18 protein-coding genes and 1 pseudogene are annotated in these 16,311 nt (G+C 68.2%); 8 read left to right on the top strand and 11 right to left on the bottom strand.

All coding sequences use genetic code 11. The features are described from left to right. Window positions 1-50: 50 nt before the first annotated feature. Both AC5RUK_RS07405 and AC5RUK_RS07400 read left to right on the top strand, forming a co-directional pair. Complete coding sequence (locus AC5RUK_RS07405) at window positions 51-1,313, top strand: THUMP-like domain-containing protein (RefSeq protein WP_493988968.1); 1,263 nt, start codon at window positions 51-53, stop codon at window positions 1,311-1,313. An 88-nt stretch (window positions 1,314-1,401) separates the two neighbouring features. Further along, a complete protein-coding gene (locus AC5RUK_RS07400) occupies window positions 1,402-2,550 on the top strand; it encodes a glutamate--cysteine ligase (RefSeq protein ID WP_493988967.1) in 1,149 nt (382 codons plus the stop codon). Window positions 2,551-2,623: 73 nt separating this feature from the next. On the opposite strand, the gene AC5RUK_RS07395 is transcribed toward AC5RUK_RS07400, so the two are convergent. Beyond that, window positions 2,624-3,319 (bottom strand): class F sortase, encoded by a 696-nt coding sequence (locus AC5RUK_RS07395; protein WP_494151773.1) that lies wholly within the window; start codon window positions 3,317-3,319, stop codon window positions 2,624-2,626. Window positions 3,320-3,349: 30 nt separating this feature from the next. After that, window positions 3,350-3,751 (bottom strand): excalibur calcium-binding domain-containing protein, encoded by a 402-nt coding sequence (locus AC5RUK_RS07390; RefSeq protein ID WP_494151772.1) that lies wholly within the window; start codon window positions 3,749-3,751, stop codon window positions 3,350-3,352. Between the two features lie 393 nt (window positions 3,752-4,144). Between AC5RUK_RS07390 and AC5RUK_RS07385 the strand changes: the two genes are divergently transcribed. From AC5RUK_RS07385 to AC5RUK_RS07375, 3 genes are all read left to right on the top strand, one after another. Beyond that, window positions 4,145-4,351 carry a hypothetical protein gene (locus AC5RUK_RS07385; RefSeq protein WP_494151771.1) on the top strand — a complete coding sequence of 69 codons (207 nt, stop codon included), beginning with the start codon at window positions 4,145-4,147 and terminating at the stop codon, window positions 4,349-4,351. A 120-nt stretch (window positions 4,352-4,471) separates the two neighbouring features. Continuing rightward, window positions 4,472-5,620: a zinc-dependent alcohol dehydrogenase gene (locus AC5RUK_RS07380; protein WP_494151770.1), complete on the top strand. Its 1,149-nt coding sequence runs from the start codon at window positions 4,472-4,474 to the stop codon at window positions 5,618-5,620. Window positions 5,621-5,631: 11 nt separating this feature from the next. Next, complete coding sequence (locus tag AC5RUK_RS07375) at window positions 5,632-6,207, top strand: hypothetical protein (protein WP_493988964.1); 576 nt, start codon at window positions 5,632-5,634, stop codon at window positions 6,205-6,207. Window positions 6,208-6,282: 75 nt separating this feature from the next. On the opposite strand, the gene AC5RUK_RS07370 is transcribed toward AC5RUK_RS07375, so the two are convergent. The 7 genes from AC5RUK_RS07370 to alr all read right to left on the bottom strand — a co-directional run bounded on the left by AC5RUK_RS07370 (window position 6,283) and on the right by alr (window position 12,565). After that, window positions 6,283-7,368, bottom strand: coding sequence for a substrate-binding domain-containing protein (locus AC5RUK_RS07370; protein WP_494151769.1), 1,086 nt, complete (start codon window positions 7,366-7,368; stop codon window positions 6,283-6,285). Window positions 7,369-7,519: 151 nt separating this feature from the next. Continuing rightward, entirely contained in the window at window positions 7,520-8,587 is a 1,068-nt protein-coding gene (gene tsaD, locus AC5RUK_RS07365) for a tRNA (adenosine(37)-N6)-threonylcarbamoyltransferase complex transferase subunit TsaD (RefSeq protein ID WP_494151768.1), read from the bottom strand. Further along, window positions 8,584-9,147 (bottom strand): ribosomal protein S18-alanine N-acetyltransferase, encoded by a 564-nt coding sequence (rimI, locus tag AC5RUK_RS07360; RefSeq protein ID WP_494151920.1) that lies wholly within the window; start codon window positions 9,145-9,147, stop codon window positions 8,584-8,586. Before rimI ends, tsaD begins: the two co-directional genes overlap by 4 nt. Window positions 9,148-9,185: 38 nt before the next feature. Beyond that, window positions 9,186-9,854: a tRNA (adenosine(37)-N6)-threonylcarbamoyltransferase complex dimerization subunit type 1 TsaB gene (gene tsaB / locus AC5RUK_RS07355; protein ID WP_494151767.1), complete on the bottom strand. Its 669-nt coding sequence runs from the start codon at window positions 9,852-9,854 to the stop codon at window positions 9,186-9,188. A 119-nt stretch (window positions 9,855-9,973) separates the two neighbouring features. Further along, window positions 9,974-10,393, bottom strand: coding sequence for a VOC family protein (locus AC5RUK_RS07350; RefSeq protein WP_494151766.1), 420 nt, complete (start codon window positions 10,391-10,393; stop codon window positions 9,974-9,976). A gap of 184 nt (window positions 10,394-10,577) precedes the next feature. Next, window positions 10,578-11,219, bottom strand: coding sequence for a tRNA (adenosine(37)-N6)-threonylcarbamoyltransferase complex ATPase subunit type 1 TsaE (gene tsaE, locus AC5RUK_RS07345; protein ID WP_493988958.1), 642 nt, complete (start codon window positions 11,217-11,219; stop codon window positions 10,578-10,580). 35 nt (window positions 11,220-11,254) lie between these two features. Continuing rightward, a complete protein-coding gene (gene alr, locus AC5RUK_RS07340) occupies window positions 11,255-12,565 on the bottom strand; it encodes an alanine racemase (protein WP_494151765.1) in 1,311 nt (436 codons plus the stop codon). 219 nt (window positions 12,566-12,784) lie between these two features. Here alr and AC5RUK_RS07335 point away from each other — a divergent pair, with 219 nt between their 5' ends. Both AC5RUK_RS07335 and AC5RUK_RS07330 read left to right on the top strand, forming a co-directional pair. Next, window positions 12,785-14,122 (top strand): family 4 glycosyl hydrolase, encoded by a 1,338-nt coding sequence (locus AC5RUK_RS07335; RefSeq protein WP_494151764.1) that lies wholly within the window; start codon window positions 12,785-12,787, stop codon window positions 14,120-14,122. 14 nt (window positions 14,123-14,136) lie between these two features. Continuing rightward, window positions 14,137-14,448, top strand: a complete 312-nt coding sequence (locus AC5RUK_RS07330) for an MmcQ/YjbR family DNA-binding protein (RefSeq protein ID WP_494151763.1) — start codon at window positions 14,137-14,139, stop codon at window positions 14,446-14,448. Between the two features lie 67 nt (window positions 14,449-14,515). Here AC5RUK_RS07330 and AC5RUK_RS07325 read toward each other — a convergent pair. Then, a pseudogene (locus tag AC5RUK_RS07325) lies at window positions 14,516-14,887 on the bottom strand (MMPL family transporter); the annotation flags it as partial. Between the two features lie 73 nt (window positions 14,888-14,960). Between AC5RUK_RS07325 and AC5RUK_RS07320 the strand changes: the two are divergent. Then, window positions 14,961-15,422, top strand: a complete 462-nt coding sequence (locus tag AC5RUK_RS07320) for a DUF3817 domain-containing protein (protein ID WP_494107681.1) — start codon at window positions 14,961-14,963, stop codon at window positions 15,420-15,422. 179 nt (window positions 15,423-15,601) lie between these two features. On the opposite strand, the gene AC5RUK_RS07315 is transcribed toward AC5RUK_RS07320, so the two are convergent. Next, a complete protein-coding gene (locus tag AC5RUK_RS07315; RefSeq protein ID WP_494107680.1) occupies window positions 15,602-16,039 on the bottom strand; it encodes a hypothetical protein in 438 nt (145 codons plus the stop codon). Between the last annotated feature and the right edge of the window lie 272 nt (window positions 16,040-16,311).

Genomic DNA, 16,311 nt, shown 5'->3' with positions numbered 1-16,311 from the left:
GAAAATCGGCCGGTCCGCCGGCCTGATTCTGCTGCACTAGGCTTGAAACCATGGCACCCGAGACCCACGCCGAGAGCATTGCACCGATCCTCACTCCGGAAGGCTGGGAGCTGCTGAACTCGCTCGGCCCCTATTCCGAGGCGGAGAGCCTGCACATCGGCACGGAGCTGCGCAAGGCCGGCCACTCCCCCGAACTGGTCTCGGCTGCCATGACACAGTCCCGGCTGCGGGCGAAGGCCAAGGCGAAGTTCGGGCCGTTCGCGGAGAAAATGCTTTTCACCCCGGCCGGACTGGAACAGGCCACCCGGCTGAACATCGCCGCCCTGCACGCCCAGCGGTTCCAGGCCGCCGGAGTGGAGCACGTCGCGGACCTGGGCTGTGGAATCGGCGCAGACGCCATGGCGCTGGCCAGCCTGGACCGCAGGGTCACCGCCGTGGAACGGGATGAGACCACCGCCGCCGTGGCCACCATCAACCTGATGCCGTGGCCAACCGCCACCGTGGTCAACGCCGACGCAGAGGGACTGGACCTGACCGGGATCGACGGCGTGTGGCTGGATCCGGCGCGGCGGACGACGACGGCCTCGGGCACGACCCGCATCTTCGACCCGGAGGCGTTTTCTCCGCCGCTGTCCTTCGTGGAAAGGCTGGCCGACGGGGGCATGCCGGTGGGGGTCAAGATGGGTCCCGGGATTCCCCATGAGGCGCTGCCGGAGAATTGCGAGGCCCAGTGGGTATCCGTCGACGGCGACGTGGTCGAGGCTGCGCTGTGGTTCAACCGGCTGGCCAGGCCGGGCATCCGGCGCGCAGCCCTGGTCACCGGTGCCGGCGGCACCGCCGAGCTGACCAGCGCCGTCAACTACGACCCCGCCAACCAGGACGTGGCGATCGGACCGGCTGCGGGCTACCTGTATGAGCCCGACGGCGCGGTGATCCGCGCCGGGCTGGTGGCCGACCTGGCCCGCGGCCTGGGCGGGCACTTGCTGGATGAGCACATCGCGTACATCTGCGCCCCGCACCTGCAGCAATCGCCCTTCGCCCGGGCGTACCGGGTGCTGGAGGTCAAGCCGTACAACGTCAAGAAGCTCAAGGCCTGGGTGAAGGCGAGCCGGATCGGCACACTCGAGATCAAGAAACGCGGCACATCGGTTGCACCGGACGAGCTGCGCAAGACCCTGTTAACCGGTTCCGGCAAGGGGCCGAACAAGGCCACCCTGGTGCTGACGAGGGTCGGCGAGGACCGGATCGCCATCGTCGTCGAACCCGTTCCCGCCGCCGGCACCCGCAGCCGCGAGCGCACCGCCAGGCCCTGAAGCACTAGAATCAAGCTGTGTCTTGGCCCCGCTGGCGCCAGACGTGTACCTCCGGCGGCAGCCGGTCCCGCCAGAGACGGAGCAACGTTTGTACATCGATTTCGCACGGTCCGCCCAATCCTCCCTCGGGGTTGAGTGGGAGCTGGCGCTGGTGGATGCCCAGACCGGCGAACTGGTCTCGGTGGCCGAGCAGGTGCTGGACGCCGTCCGCGCCGGGCACCCCGAGCTGCGGGACGATGACGAGCACCCGCACGTGAAGCAGGAGCTGCTGCTGAACACCGTGGAACTGGTCACCGGCATCTGCAACACCGTCAGCGAGGCCAAAGCGGACCTGAGCAGCGCCCTGGCGGCCGTCCGCGACGTCACCGACCCGATGGGCGTGGAGCTCTTCTGCGCCGGCAGCCATCCGTTTGCCGCACCGCGGTTGCAGCCGGTCACCGACAAGGAACGCTACGCCAAGCTGATCGACCGCACCCAATGGTGGGGACACCAGATGGTGATTTACGGCGTGCACGTGCACGTGGGCCTGGACCACCGGGACAAGGCCCTGCCGGTATTGGACGGGCTGGTCAACTATTTCCCTCACTTCCAGGCGCTCTCCGCCTCCTCCCCCTTCTGGGCGGGAGAGGACACCGGGTACGCCTCGCAACGCGCGCTGATGTTCCAGCAGCTGCCCACCGCCGGGCTGCCGTTCCAGTTCCCCAGCTGGGCTGTGTACGAGGACTACGTCGAAGACATGTTCACCACCGGGGTGATCGACACGATCAGCGAGATCCGCTGGGACATCCGGCCGGTTCCCGCGCTGGGCACCATCGAGATGCGGGTGTGCGACGGGCTGTCCACCCTGCAGGACGTCGGGGCCGTCGCCGCGCTGACGCAGTGCCTGGTGGACGAGTTCTCCACCGCATTGGACAACGGCTGGGCCATCCCCACCATGCCGCCGTGGCACGTGCAGGAGAACAAATGGCGCGCGGCCCGCTACGGCATGGACGCCATCATCATCCTCAACGCCGCCGGCAAGGAAATGCCGGTCACGGAACACCTGCGCGAACACGTGCTGAACCGGCTGGAGCCGGTCGCCAGGAAGCTCGGCTGCAGCGAGGAGCTGGCGGACGTGGAGAAGATCCTCGAAGCCGGCGCCGGCTACCAGCGCCAGCGCAGGGTCGCCGCAGAACACAACGGCGACCTGCGCGCCGTCGTCCTCGACGTGGTCGGCCAGCTTCGCGGGAGCAACTGACCCGCCGGCCGAGCGCCATTCGTTAGCGACCACCCGGGCATTGTGGCTGATCCGTTGTGAAATTGCGTGATGTTCAGGGGAGCAGTTTGGCGTAGACGACGTAGTTGTCGTCGAACTGCCCGGTGGCAGGGTCGTATCCGTCGCAGGTGATGAGGCGCAGTTCCGCTCCTCCGGTGTTCCCATACACGGTCTGGGTGGGGAAAGTGCTTTTGGCGTAGACCTCCCCGCGGTCGACTGAAAAAACGGCAGTGGTGCCGTCTTCTCGGGTGACTTCGATAATGTCTCCGGCTTTCAGCTCGCGCAGTCCGGTGAAGATGCCCGGCCCGTTGCCGTAGGCATTGACGTGGCCCAGGAGGACGGCCGGGCCGCGCTCCCCGGGGGTCGGGGAATGGATGTACCAGCCGGCGGGAGAACCGGGATCTCCTGGAGGCACTTCGAGGGTCCCGTTGTCGTGCAGCCCGAGTCTGAGCAGCTCAGAGCGCACCCCAAGAGACGGGATAGTCACGGATACAGGGGGCGATTCCGGCAAGACCGGCAGCGGGGCATCGGTATCGACAGAGGCCGGTGCTGGCCGCGTATTACTGCTGGCGCTAGTCGTTGTGGCGGGCTCGGGTGTGGGCGGTGTTGCGTCGGCAGGTGCGGAGATGGTTGCCGGGACCGTCGCGGCGCTTGTTTGCGTTGCGGGGTCGGCGCAGCCGGCCAGAAGGAGCAGGGCGGCCGCCGCCGAAGCCAGGTAGCTTCTGCGGCGGCCGTGGGATGCATCAGTCATGCGTGAATTAGCTGTGCGGGTTGGGCGGGGCTAAGACTGACCGGAGGCGCGGCGGCGCAACAGGTAGGTTCCTCCGCCTGCGGCAGCTACAACCAGCCCGCCGGTCAAGACGATACCGCTGATGTCGCCGGGGCCTTCAACGGGTACCCCGGTGTCGGCCCCACCGACCGGCATCTGGGTTACCTGCTGGCCAGAATCGGCCTGCTCCATATTGTTCCCGCTCTGGTCGCTTTCGCAGCCGATCCCGTCACCGTCGCTGTCGAGATGGGGTCCGTAGCCGGGTGAGCCAATGGGGATGTTAAAGGCGCCCGCGGCAGCCGCAGCAGTGCAGTTTTCGTAGGCACCGCTGGTCACAGCCATCGCCGGTGCGGCGGACAGGATGGAAAACCCGACGACAGCGGTAAGTGAAATAACTGCGGTTTTCTTCTTCATGCTTACCCCTTAATTTGATTGCAAAAGACATCGTCTTGCAGCAGTCAACAAAGAAACTCGTGCTGCGAAAATCAACTTATAGCTTTATCGTCTCAACGTGCCCGGAGCCCGACTGCGAACGACTGCTGAGGGGCTCGTTGCAAACGCCAAACCGATACGGGATCCACCTCGGCACCTGTCCTGCCTCCCGACCGGCGCTGGACACAAATCTGCAGCGACATCCGGAGATGAGTAAGACTCACGCTCATCATCTCGTTGGTTGAGGTCGTGTCGGGGTGCCATCTGCACCAAAAACTACCCCCGTTTCCGACCGAATCCGGTCCCGTTTCGTGCTGAACAGGGGTAGGCTCTGCCCCAAGGAAAACCGGAGCCGGATGCGGGAAAGGGCTGGCCATGGCCGGGGAAAAGCACGCTGACGACGAGGCGCTGTACCAAGCGGATGCGGCGTCCTCGGACCAGGAATCCGACGGCCCGCCCCATGCCGGTTCCGTCGGCCTGGACGCTGCCATAGAACCGGACGTCGACCGTCGGTCCGAGGAGCAGCGGGAAGACGAGGACAACAAACCGGCGTCCCCCCGGGAACCCGGCAACGGCACCTAGGACCAGGCACACTCGTCCCAGGCAGCGCGGCCTCCCGGTCGGCTCCGGGGCCTTGACCGTTGCGGCCGGGCGTGTGAAGCTTGCGGGCACTCGATTATCCGCTTCCTCAAGGAGGCACAGATGAGAGCCATGGTGTACCGCGGGCCCTACAAGACCCGGGTAGAAGAAAAAGACATCCCCGCGATCGAACACCCCAATGATGCCATTGTGCGGGTGACACTGGCCGCGATCTGCGGCTCGGACCTGCACCTCTACCACGGCATGATGCCCGACACCCGGGTCGGGATGACGTTCGGCCACGAGTTCATCGGCGTGGTCCACGAAGTGGGGCCGTCGGTCCGGAACCTCGCGCCGGGCGACCGGGTCATGGTGCCGTTCAACGTCTACTGCGGGTCCTGTTACTTCTGCGCGCGGGGACTGTATTCCAACTGCCACAACGTGAATCCGAACGCCACGGCCGTTGGCGCCATCTACGGCTACTCCCACACCAGCGGAGGCTACGACGGCGGCCAAGCCGAATACGTCCGGGTCCCCTTTGCCGACGTCGGACCCGCCCTGATCCCGGACTGGATGGACGACGAGGACGCCGTGATGCTCACTGACGCGCTGCCCACCGGGTACTTCGGGGCGCAGCTGGGCGACATCGTCGAAGGCGACACCGTGGTGGTCTTCGGAGCCGGACCGGTGGGGTTGTTTGCCGCAAAGTCCTCCTGGCTCATGGGAGCGGGGCGCGTGATCGTCATCGACCACCTGGAATACCGGCTGGAGATGGCCCGCACCTTCGCGCATGCGGAGACCTGCAACTTCGCCGAGTATGACGACATCGTGGTGCAACTGAAGAAGGTGACCGATGACCTCGGGGCGGACGTGGCAATTGACGCCGTGGGAGCCGAGGCGGACGGCAACCTGACCCAGCACCTCACCTCGGCCAAGTTCAAGCTGCAGGGCGGCTCGCCCGTCGCCCTGAACTGGGCCATCGATTCGGTCCGCAAGGGCGGAACCATTTCCGTGATGGGCGCCTATGGACCGATGTTCAGCGCCGTGAAGTTCGGCGATGCCCTGAACAAAGGGTTGACGCTGCGCATGAACCAGTGCCCGGTCAAGCGCCAATGGCCGCGGTTGTTTGAGCACATCCGAAACGGCTACCTGAAACCCAACGACATCGTCACCCACCGCATACCGCTGGAGCATATCTCCGACGGCTATCACATTTTTTCGTCGAAACTCGATGGCTGCATCAAACCGATCATCGTGCCGAATGCCGGCTAGGAGACACCACGATGCCGTACAGAGCCGAAAAACCGGAGCGCAGGTATTCCAGCGAAGAACTCCGCGACCGGATCCCGGGCTGGGGTGCCGACCTGGATCCGAAGGACCGTCCGGCCGTGCCGAAGGAACGCTTCGATCCCGGCGCCACCGGCGCGCACTGGGATTTCCCCGAGCGCCAGGAGGAGAAATGGCCGCGCGAGCGATCCCTTGAACACCGCATGCTGACGCCCGTCTTCGGCACGTCGACGCCGCCCAAGGGACTCTCGGGCGCGATGCGGCGGTACTCCTACCGGAAGTTCAGCGAGGCGCGGGCGGCGCACTGGCTGATCTTGCTGGCCGCCGACCGGGTCGATGCCTGGGAAAGCCACCTGCGCTCCTTCGCGACCCTGCGTCCGGACAATCCCGTCACCGAATCCGGTGTGCGCAGCGAGTTCAGTCATCACGGGCTGGCCTCCCGAACCGGGACGAAGCGCGCCGACCTGAGCCACCAATGGCTCGACCCGGTCATCGTGGCCGGCCCCTGGCTGGCGGCAGGCGGCCTGGCCGCGCTGGCGGTCAGGGGCCTGGCCCGGCGTTTGCGCGCCTGAACGGGCAGAGCCCAGGCCCTCTGATGGCCGGTGCGTGCGGCCGGCGCGGTCCCCTGGCGCGGTCCCCTGGAGCGTTTACTCGACGAGCTGCAGCAACTCCTGGTTGTCGGCAAACACCTCCGCGGCGTTCTCCTTGGTTACCGGCTCGGCTTCGGTCAGGTAGGCCGCTACGGTGGTTTGCGCGTTGCCGTACGACTCTTCGTCGTCGGCCTCGGGCGCATCGTCCTGCGCGAACCCTTTGACGAGCGTCAAGGCCTCGCCCACCATGGCCGCCGGGTCGGCGTACGTGGTGGCGTACTGCTTGTCGGCCATGATTGATTCCACGGCTTCCGGAGCGGATCCGCTGCCGATGACGACGGGGGAATCCTGCCCGCCGTCTTCGGCGGTCTGGATGAGCACCTGGGCGGTGGTGTCATCGGCTGCCAGGATGCCGTGCAAGTCATCGGAGGCGTAGTCCTCCTGCAACATGGCGGCCAGCCGTTCTCCCGCCGCATCCGGGTTTTCGCCCGCGGTTGCCTCGAAATCCGCCTGCCCGGACACCACGGCCACGGTGCCGTCGTCGATCTTGGGTTGCAGCACGCTCATCGCTCCGTCGAACGCCAGGCGCGCCCCGCCGTCGTCCGGGTGGCCGCTGAACAGTTCAATGTTGTAGGGTCCTTCGCCCTGCCGTTCGGCCAGCCCGTCGAGCAGTGCCTGCGCCTGGATCTCGCCGTTTTGGAAGGCATCGACACCCACCAGGTAGCCGACAACGCCGGTGCCCGTGACCATGGTGCCGAAGGCGATGACCGGTATTTGTGCCTCTTGCGCCGCGGCCAACTGCTCCCCCAGGCCTGCCGGGTCCGCCGCGTCCACGATCAGCACTTCCGGTTCACCCTCGAGCATGGAACTGATCTGTTGCTGCTGTTCGGCGGCAGTTGCCGCGACCTGGACGTTCGGTTCGAAGTTTGAGCCCTCGATCTGTTCGGTGAACAGCGCTTCGGCGTACGCGGTGTCGGCGGACAGGGACACGCCGATCAATGAACCGGTCTCGAAGCCCCCGGCACCCCCCGCTTCCGGCCCCCCTCCCGTCTCTTCACCGGTCCGGGTACAGGACGTCAGCAGGAGCGCCGCCGTGACGGCCACCGCCGCCGGCAGTTTCAGTCGTCCAGCTAAAGATCCCATGTCGTGTACCTCCGTCGTTTCCGCCGTCCGACCGGATGGAAGAGTTCCCGAGGAAGGAGCCGGTGTGCCCCGCCATGGTTTCAGCCTAGGTCGCAGCCGCGGATTGTGATAGACGGTTCCGGCCGGGCCCGCGGGCGCGGGCGGGATCGTCCTAGAGGTGCACGCTGGTGACCGGCATCGACGAATCCGGGGCGAATTCGAGGCCGGAGGGCCTGCCGCCGGCCATCACCACCTGGGCGCCGAGCGCCGCGACCATCGCCCCGTTGTCCGTGCACAGGGACACCGGCGGCACCCGCAGGGAGATGCCGTGCTGCGCGCAGCGTTCCTCGGTCAGCGCCCGCAGCCGCGAGTTCGCCGCAACGCCGCCGCCGAGCAGCAGGTTGGTGATGCCGTTTTCGGTGCAGGCCAGCATCGCCTTGGCGGTGATGACGTCCGCCGCCGCTTCCTGGAAGGACGCGGCGATGTCGGCCACCGGCAGGGGCTCCCCCGCGGCTTCGAACTGCTCCACGCACCGGGCCACGGCCGTCTTCAGCCCGGAGAAGGACCAGTCGTAGCGGTGCGGGCCGGGGGCCTCGGCCGAGCCCATGTATTTGGGCTGGCTCAGTCCGCGGGGGAACCGGATGCGCTTCGGGTCGCCCTCCCGCGCCAGTTTGTCGATCGCCGGGCCGCCGGGGTAGCCCAGGCCCAGGATGCGGGCCACCTTGTCGTAGGCTTCGCCCGCCGCGTCGTCGATGGTGGCGCCGAGCAGTTCCACGTCGTCGGTCAGGGAGCGCACGCGCAGGATTTCCGTGTGTCCGCCGGAGACCAGCAGCGCGCCCAGGTTCTCCGGCAGCGCTCCCCCGTCCAGCACGCCGACGCCCACATGGGCGACCAGGTGGTTGATGGCGTACAGCGGCTTGCCGGTGGCCAGCGCCAGGGCCTTGGCCGCGCACACGCCGACCATCAGGGCGCCGGCCAGCCCGGGGCCGGAGGTCACGGCGAGCGCGTCCACTTCCCCGAGGGTGACGCCGGCCGTGTCCAGCGCCTGTTCCAGCGTCGGGATGAAGGCATCGAGGTGGGCGCGCGAGGCGATTTCGGGGATCACTCCGCCGAAGCGCACGTGTTCCTCCATCGAGGAGGACACGGTGTTGGCCAGGAGCGTATCCCCGCGGACGATGCCCACGCCGGTTTCGTCGCAGGAGGACTCGATGCCCACCACCAGCGGTTCGGTGCGGTTCATCGGGTGTCCTCCGTCGTCTCGGGTTCCTGGTCTGTCCGGCCGGTCCTGGCGCCGCCGTCGCTGCCGGTGCGGGCATCCGGGGTATCGGCGCCGCGGCCGGCCTTTGGGGCATCGGTGCCGGGAGCACCGGCCCAGTCCTTGAGGCGCAGCCGCATGATCAGGGCGTCAACGCCGCCCCGGTAGTAGCGCGGCCGCACATGGATTTGCTCGAAGCCGAACCAGCGGTAGAGCCGCTGTGCCCGGGGGTTGTCCGCGCGGACTTCGAGCAGGACGTCGTCGGCCCGCTGTCGCCGTGCCTGGTCGATCAGCAGGGTCAGCAGCGTGGTGCCTATGCCTTGCCCCTCGCGCTCGGGGACCACCGCAATGGTCTGCACGTCGGCGATGGGCCGCACGCACATCAGCCCGGCATAGCCGATCACGTCGCCGAGCGCGTCCTCGGCCACGTAGTAGCTGCGGGTGTCCTGCGCCAGTTCCTCGTAGAACATTTCCGTCGGCCACGCATCGTCCGGGAACAGCTTCCGTTCCAGCGCATCCACAACCGGCACGTCGGCCTCGGTCATCGGCCGGATGCCGCCCGCCGGCCGTGGCGTGCGGGCGGTCACAGCGCGCGCTTCCGCGGTCCGGGAACCTTGGCGTCGGACTCGCGCAGGTACAGCGGCGTGGTGTCCGGCAGGGAAAGTCCCTTGTCCAGCCGGGCGACGGCGGTGCGGCCCAGCGCTTCGGCGGTGGGCTGGGTGCCGCTGTACTCGGTGACGGCCAGCAGTTGCTCCGGGTACAGCCCGGCGCCCATGCCGTAGGCCGGCAGGCGGGGAACGTCCGAGGGCGCGCCGACATGCGGGCCGTCGAGCAGGTCGTGAATGCCGCCGGTACTGCGGTAGCGCGCCCAGTACACTTCCTTGCGCCGGGCGTCGGTGGCCACCACGAATTCGTCCACGCCTGCGCGCCACGCGTCCGGTGCGGCGTCCACGGCGATGGCATCCAGGCTCATCGCCCCGTGCAGCGGCTTGCCCCAGGCGAAGGCCAGTGCCCGTGCGGTGGCGATGCCGGAGCGCAGGCCGGTGAACGGTCCCGGGCCCACGCCCACCACCAAGGCGTCGATGTCGGCGCCGGTGACGTCCGCCGTCGTCATGATCTTGCTGATCCCGAGGGCCAACACCTCGGCGTGGGTGCGCGTGTCCTCGGTGGCGAAGGCGGCCAGGGTCTCTCCTTGTCCGGCCAGCAATGCGGCGCTGGCGATGGCGGAGGTATCAATGGAGAGGATCAGCACGGATCAATTTTACTTGAGGTACGCGGGGTGTCTTTCGTGCGCACCGGGGACGGGTCGGGCCGCGGCCAGGCCCATCCCGCGGCCGCGGCGGGCTGGGCGTGGCGCCGCAGACCGGCCGGTCACGCCGGCGGTGTGCCGGCGATGTTGACCAACCAGTGGATACCGAACTTGTCCGTGCACATGCCGAAGGTGTCGCCCCAGGGCGCTTTTTGCAGCGGCTCGGTGACGTCGGCCCCGTCGATCAGCTTGTCCCAGTAGCCGCGCAGTTCGGCCTCGTTGTCGCCGCTGAGCGAGAGGGAGTGGCTGGACCCGGGGGTGAACTCCATGGTGGCGGGGGTGTCCGCGGCCATGAGTACCAGCCCGCGCTCGGTGGACAGTTGCGAGTGCATGATCTTGTCGATCTCCGCCGGGTCGTCGCTGGCCTGGAAGTCGCCGAAGGTGTTCAGCGTCAGTTCCCCGCCGAACACCGACTGGTAGAACGTCATGGCTTCCTTGGCCTGGTCGCGGAATCCCAGGTACGGGTTCAGCTTGGTCTCCATGGCGGGCCTCCTCGTGGTCTGATGACGCCATCGATTATGGACCTGCGCCGGGAGGCAGTGAAGACCGCGGGCTCCCGCACCGCCCGCGCCCCGCAAAATTGGCCCGCCGCGGCGCCCGGCCCGGCTGCGCGCCAAGCCGGACAGCGCTTCCGACCGGCGCGGCGGGGAGGACTTCCCCTGCGGCTCAGGCAAACATGAAGGCGGCCCAGCGCGGCCCGTAGGCGGCCATGCGGATCAGCCGCGGCTCGCCGTCGTCGGGCTCTTCAAAATCCAGCACGACGCCGGCACTCCGCTGCGCTCCCGCGGCACCCTCCGCGGTGCCCGGCCCGGCTGTGTCGCCCGGCGCCGCACCGTGCGGCCCGCCCGGCGCGGCGCCCCCGGCGGGCCGGTTCGCCAGGTCTGCCCCGGTGGCCCGGACCAGCGAGATGTCCAGCCAGCTGTCGGAGAGGTGCTCCACCCGGCCGCGGCCCCACTCCACCACGGTCACGGCCTGATCCATGGTGTTCTCCAGGTCGATGTCGTCGATCTCGCCGTCGGACTCCAGCCGGTAGGCATCCACGTGGACCAGGTCCGGTCCGCCGTTCATGCTGGGGTGGCTCCGGACGAGCACGAAGGTGGGGGAAATGATGCCGGGTCGGACACCGAGTCCTTCCCCCAGCCCTTGGGTGAAGGTGGTTTTTCCCGCGCCCAACCCGCCGCTGAGCACCACCAGGTCGCCGGCGCGCAGGATCCTGCCCAGCCGGGCGGCCAGCGCCTGCGTTTCCTCGGCCGAGCCCACCTGGAACTCGCGTTCCCACACCGGGGAGGCCGGTTGCTGCTGCGTCATGGAAGGTGCTCCCCCTGTCCGGTCGGCGTCGTCCGTCATGCCAGCACGGCGCCGGGATCCCCGGCGCTGTCGGTGTTCCGGTCGTCGATCGCCGCCAGCGCTGCCCGGACCTGGGCCGCCGCCGCTGCCTGCTCGGCCGCGGACGGCGTGAGTGCGGGTGCCTCGGATGCCGGGGCGTCCTCCTCGCCGCTGTCCGGGGCGTCGGCGGTTCCGGTGTAGTAGCGCGGGACGCGCTGACTGACGCGGGTGACAATCTCGTAGTTGATGGTGCCGGCTCCCGCCGCCCAGTCCTGGGCGTCCGGGACGTCCCGGCCCGGGCCGAAAAGGATCACTTCCTCGCCCACGAGGTCTTCGGCGTCGTTGGTCCTCAGGTCCACCACGAACTGGTCCATGGCCACCCGGCCCACCACGTCATAGCGGCGGCCGCCGATGGACACCTGGACGTTGGCGGCGCTGCGCGGGATGCCGTCCGCGTAGCCCAGCGGCACCAGCACCAGGGTGGTCGGCCCGGAGGTCAGATAGTTCAGCCCGTAGGAGACGCCCTGGCCGCTGGGCACCTGTTTGCAGTTGGCCACCCGCGCGCGCAACGTCATGGCCGGAGCCAGCCCGAGTTCCTCCGGGGTCTGCCCTTCGAAGGGCGAGAGCCCGTAGATGCCCAGGCCCACGCGGACCATGTCGAAGTGCGCGTCCGGGCGGCTGAGCGTACCGGGCGTGTTGGCCAGATGGCGGACCTCCAGGTCAAGCCCGGCGTTCTCGGCCACCGCTACGGCCTCGCGGAAGCGGTCCACCTGCTCGTCGGTCTCCGGCCGGTGCGGTTCGTCGGCGACCGCCAGGTGGGAGAAGACGCCGGCCACCCGCAACAGCCCCTGCTCCTGGTATTCCACGGCCCGGTTGACCAGGTCCTCCCAGAGCGCCGGCGGGCAGCCGTTGCGGCCCAGCCCGGTATCGATCTTCAGGTGCACGCGTGCCGGCCGTTCCAGCTGCCGGGCGGCCTTGACCACCGGCTCCAGCTCCCAGCCGGAAACGCCGACGTCGATCCCCGCCTCGATGCCTGCGGCGAAGTCCGTGTCCGGGGTGTGCAGCCAGGCCAGGATGGGCGCATCGATGCCCGCTTCACGCAGGGCCAGTCCCTCCGTGAAGTGGGCGACGCCCAGCCAGGATGCACCGGCTTCCAGGGCGGCCCGGGCCACCGGGACCGCTCCGTGGCCGTAGGCGTCCGCCTTGACCACGGCCATCACGCGGGCCGGCGCCGCGACCTCGCGCAGGTGCCGCACGTTGGCGCGGATGGCGGCCAGGTTGATCACGGCTTGGCGGTCATAGGGCAGAGGTGACGTTGTAGAGCTCACGGATCCATTCTCCCATCCGAAGCATGCTTCGGGCTGAAGGCCTTCGCCACGGAGCGAAATGCACCGGATCGAACGCACCGGCCACGATTCTCGGGCCGGGGCCGCCGGTTCAGCCGCCAGGGCCTGTGGTTGGCCCTTGCTGGCACAATACAAGCAAGGGCCGCGTCCCGGGCTCCGGGCGGCCGATCGTTATCCAAAGTCAATCGTTCGGGGGAAGCAGTGGCAACACTTGCCATATTGGGCGGCGGCGGGTTTCGGGTGCCGCTGGTCTACCGCGCGCTCGCCAACGGATCCGCGGCCGGCCTGGTGGACCGGCTGGTGCTCCACGATGTAGACCCAGGCCGGCAGCAGGCGATCGTCCGGGTGCTGGAAGATGCGCCCCTGCCCGGGGGCGGCCGCCCGCCGAAGATCGAGTCCGCCCGTGACCTGGATGGTGCGCTGGCCGGCGCCGACGTCGTCTTCTCGGCCATCCGTCCCGGCGGCACGCTGGGCAGGACGCTGGACGAACGCGTGGCAACCCGGCTGAACCTGCTGGGCCAGGAGACCACCGGCGCTGCCGGGATAGCCTCCGGCCTGCGCGCCGTCCCCGCCGCACGGCACATCGCCCGGCGGATGCGCGAGCTCAGCCCCGGCGCGTGGCTGATCAACTTCACCAATCCCGCCGGGCTGGTCACCGAAGCCATGCTGCCGCTGCTGGGCCATCGGGTGGTCGGGATTTGCGACACGCCCATGGGGCTGGTCCGGCGTGCGGCGAAGGCCGCGGGTGCCACGTTGGACCGCGGCTCGTTGGCCGGCGTGGACTATGTGGGCCTCAACCATCTGGGTTGGCTGCGCGGACTGGAGCACCAGGGCCGGGACCGGCTTCCCGGCTTGCTCGACGACCCGGGGCTGCTCCAGTCGTTCGAAGAGGGCCGGATTTTCGGCACGCGGGAGCTGCAGGTGCTCGGCGCCATTCCGAATGCCTACCTGTTTTATTACTACTTCCGCCGGGAGGCCACCCTGGCGTTGGCCGGCGCCGCCCAGACCCGCGGCGAGTCCATCCACGAATTGCAGCAGGAGCTGTACGCGCGCCTGCAGGCTTCCGGGACCCCGTACGCGGACTGGGAGGACGCACTGCGGCGCCGCGAGGAGAACTATTTGTCCGAAGCCCGTGAGATCGGCGTCTCGCGCGATGAACATGATGCGGCGGCCGGCGGCTACGAACACGTGGCCCTGGACGTGATGCGCGCCCTGCTCTCCGGCGAGCGCACCGAGCTGATCCTCAACGTCCGCAACGCCGGCACCATCCCGCAGCTGCCGGACGACGCCGTGGTCGAGGTGCCCTCGGTGGTCGATGCGGACGGCGCCCGCCCCCTGCCGGTGAAGCCGCTGACCCTGCATCAGGCCGGACTGATGACACAGATCAAGGCCGTGGAGCAGGAGGTCATCCGGGGCGGGCAGGGTGACCGCGCGGCGGCCCTCCGGGCCTTCATGATCCACCCGCTGATAACGTCCGGCCACGTGGCCCACCGCCTGCTCGAGGCCTACGAACAGGCCCACGGATACCGCTGGAGCTGAAAGGGGTTTGAAGCATGCCCACCGAGGACGACGTGCGCCGCCTCTGCCTGGACCTGCCCGGTGTTACCGAGCGGCCAAGCTGGGGCCAGCCCGCCTGGTTCGCCAAGTCGCTGATGGCCCGGATCTGGGAGCCGGGCGTGCTGACCGTCAAGTCCGATGAGCGGGAAGCCTTGGCCGCAACTGCCCCGGACGTTTTCTTCTGGACCCCGCACCACGAGCGTTCGCCGCTGCTGGTGCTGATGCGCCTGGAGAAAGTCGAGCCCGGCTATCTCGCAGAATTGCTCGACGAATCGTTCCGGCTCGCCGGAGGCCGGCACCGTCGCTGACCGGCCCAGTCAGCCCGGCGCTGACCGTCGCTGCCGCCCTCCGGCAAGGACCAGGCGCGCCCGGGGCTTAGCGCACTCCGGCGGGCTGCGCCTCGGCCTGCTTGGGCCGGCGGGTGTGCTGCGCCAGCTTGGCGCCTTCCACATCCACGTCCGGGAGGATCCTGTCCAGCCACGTCGGCATCCACCAGGCGGCCTTGCCGAACAGGTGCATCGCCGCCGGGATCAGCGTCATCCGCACCACGAACGCGTCCAGCAGCACACCCAGGGCCAGCGCGAAGCCGATCGGCCGGACCATGGTCAGGTGGGAGAAGATGAACCCGGCGAACACGGAGACCATGATGATCGCCGCGGCCGTGACCACTTTGGCGCCGTGGTTGAAGCCGCTGACCACGGCAGCCCTGGCGTCCTCGCCGTGCGCGTAGGATTCGCGCATGCCAGTCGGCTAAATTGGTGGAGGGTGCCCCTCCCCCGAGAACACCCCTGCCGACGCCAACTAGTCTCCTAGGACCTTCATGTCTCCGCGCACCCTGTTCCGCACCGTCGCTTTCGCCGAAGCCGTGACGTGGACGCTGCTGTTGCTGGCCTTGCTCCTGCGGGCGCTGGTGCCGGAAGCACGCCTGGCGGTCAGTATCGCGGGCGGCCTGCACGGCTTTGTCTTCCTCTGCTACGTCGTCAGCACCTGCTTCACGTGGGTGAACCAACGGTGGTCTGCAGGCCGCGGCATCCTGGCCGTAGTCTCGGCCGCCATCCCGTACGCGACGATTCCCGTGGAGAAGTCGATGGACCGCCACGGCCTGCTCGGCGATGTATGGCGGCTGGGCGCCGGCGGTGAAGCGCCGCACGGTTTCCTCGAGAAGCTGCAGGCGGCCGTGCTCGCCCGCCCGGTGGCGGCCATCGCGGTCGTCGTAGTCGCCGTTGCCGCCGTCTTCGGCTTGCTGCTCTACATGGGTCCGCCGGATACCTGGTTCGCCTAGAACCGGACCGCGACCGGAGCACATCAGCGAGGAGCCGCCAGCGCCGTTTTGGGGCGGGCGGCTCCTCGTTGCCGTTTAAGTGATGCGGTGGCTCAGGACGGTGGGGAGGACGGGAGTTCCCGTCCTCCCCACCGTTGGGGTAACCCCTGCGGGATACCTCTACCTTTAGGGGTTATCTCCTAGTGGTGACCGTTGTCGTTGTCGTCGCACCGGAACTTGACGCGGTCGCTCGACACCCAGCCATCAGCCTTGCTGTAGCTCACAGCTTTGTAGGTCTTGCCGCACTTCAGGTCGTCGCCGTAAATCCTGAAGTCGCCGTCATGGGTTCGGACGTAGAAATGATCCACGACCTTATGCTTGGAGACGTTGATGATCCAGACATGGACGCGTTTCGCCTCGTAGTCCTCGCCCCTTACCCGGTAATCGCCGTCATCATAAATGCGCAGCGTCAGAGTAGCGTCGCCGTCGCCGTGGTCGCCTTTGTCTTCGTGGGAATGCGAAGCAGGCACCGCCACGCTGCCGGCACCTGCCGGTGCCGCTACGCCGATTGACGCGAGAAGTCCCAGGAGTACGCCGGTCACCATCAACCACACGCGCAGTCTTGCTGAAGTTTTCATTACTGAGAGTGCTTCCGTGCTTTTCCGGGAGGCCAGGAACGCGGAAGGCGCGTCCGCCTGTCATCGATGAGCGGCCTGGCGGGCCCCCCGGCTTCCTATCGCCGCTGCCGCTCACTGGTGCCGGAAAAAAAGACGGGACTGCCTCCGGCCCAACAGAAGTTATTTGAGGTTGCCATCCCTCGGGAGGATCCTGCCTCCGGTGCCCCGCACCGTGCCCCAGGGTGCGGTTGGCACTTCTACAGCGTAGTGGAAACAGGTATCTCCGGGTACCC

It is taken from the genome of Arthrobacter sp. Y3223065 (assembly GCF_059090885.1).
This window is presented reverse-complemented; position numbering and strand designations above follow the sequence as displayed.

Bases quoted from the DNA above. Each gene is read 5' to 3' on its own strand.
- AC5RUK_RS07405 (WP_493988968.1), top strand. From the start codon at position 51: ATGGCACCCGAGACCCACGCCGAGAGCATTGCACCGATCCTCACTCCG.
- AC5RUK_RS07395 (WP_494151773.1), bottom strand. From the start codon at position 3,319: ATGACTGATGCATCCCACGGCCGCCGCAGAAGCTACCTGGCTTCGGCG.
- AC5RUK_RS07390 (WP_494151772.1), bottom strand. From the start codon at position 3,751: ATGAAGAAGAAAACCGCAGTTATTTCACTTACCGCTGTCGTCGGGTTT.
- AC5RUK_RS07385 (WP_494151771.1), top strand. From the start codon at position 4,145: ATGGCCGGGGAAAAGCACGCTGACGACGAGGCGCTGTACCAAGCGGAT.
- AC5RUK_RS07380 (WP_494151770.1), top strand. From the start codon at position 4,472: ATGAGAGCCATGGTGTACCGCGGGCCCTACAAGACCCGGGTAGAAGAA.
- AC5RUK_RS07375 (WP_493988964.1), top strand. From the start codon at position 5,632: ATGCCGTACAGAGCCGAAAAACCGGAGCGCAGGTATTCCAGCGAAGAA.
- AC5RUK_RS07370 (WP_494151769.1), bottom strand. From the start codon at position 7,368: ATGGGATCTTTAGCTGGACGACTGAAACTGCCGGCGGCGGTGGCCGTC.
- tsaD (WP_494151768.1), bottom strand. From the start codon at position 8,587: ATGAACCGCACCGAACCGCTGGTGGTGGGCATCGAGTCCTCCTGCGAC.
- rimI (WP_494151920.1), bottom strand. From the start codon at position 9,147: ATGACCGAGGCCGACGTGCCGGTTGTGGATGCGCTGGAACGGAAGCTG.
- AC5RUK_RS07350 (WP_494151766.1), bottom strand. From the start codon at position 10,393: ATGGAGACCAAGCTGAACCCGTACCTGGGATTCCGCGACCAGGCCAAG.
- tsaE (WP_493988958.1), bottom strand. From the start codon at position 11,219: ATGACGCAGCAGCAACCGGCCTCCCCGGTGTGGGAACGCGAGTTCCAG.
- AC5RUK_RS07330 (WP_494151763.1), top strand. From the start codon at position 14,137: ATGCCCACCGAGGACGACGTGCGCCGCCTCTGCCTGGACCTGCCCGGT.
- AC5RUK_RS07320 (WP_494107681.1), top strand. From the start codon at position 14,961: ATGTCTCCGCGCACCCTGTTCCGCACCGTCGCTTTCGCCGAAGCCGTG.
- AC5RUK_RS07315 (WP_494107680.1), bottom strand. From the start codon at position 16,039: ATGAAAACTTCAGCAAGACTGCGCGTGTGGTTGATGGTGACCGGCGTA.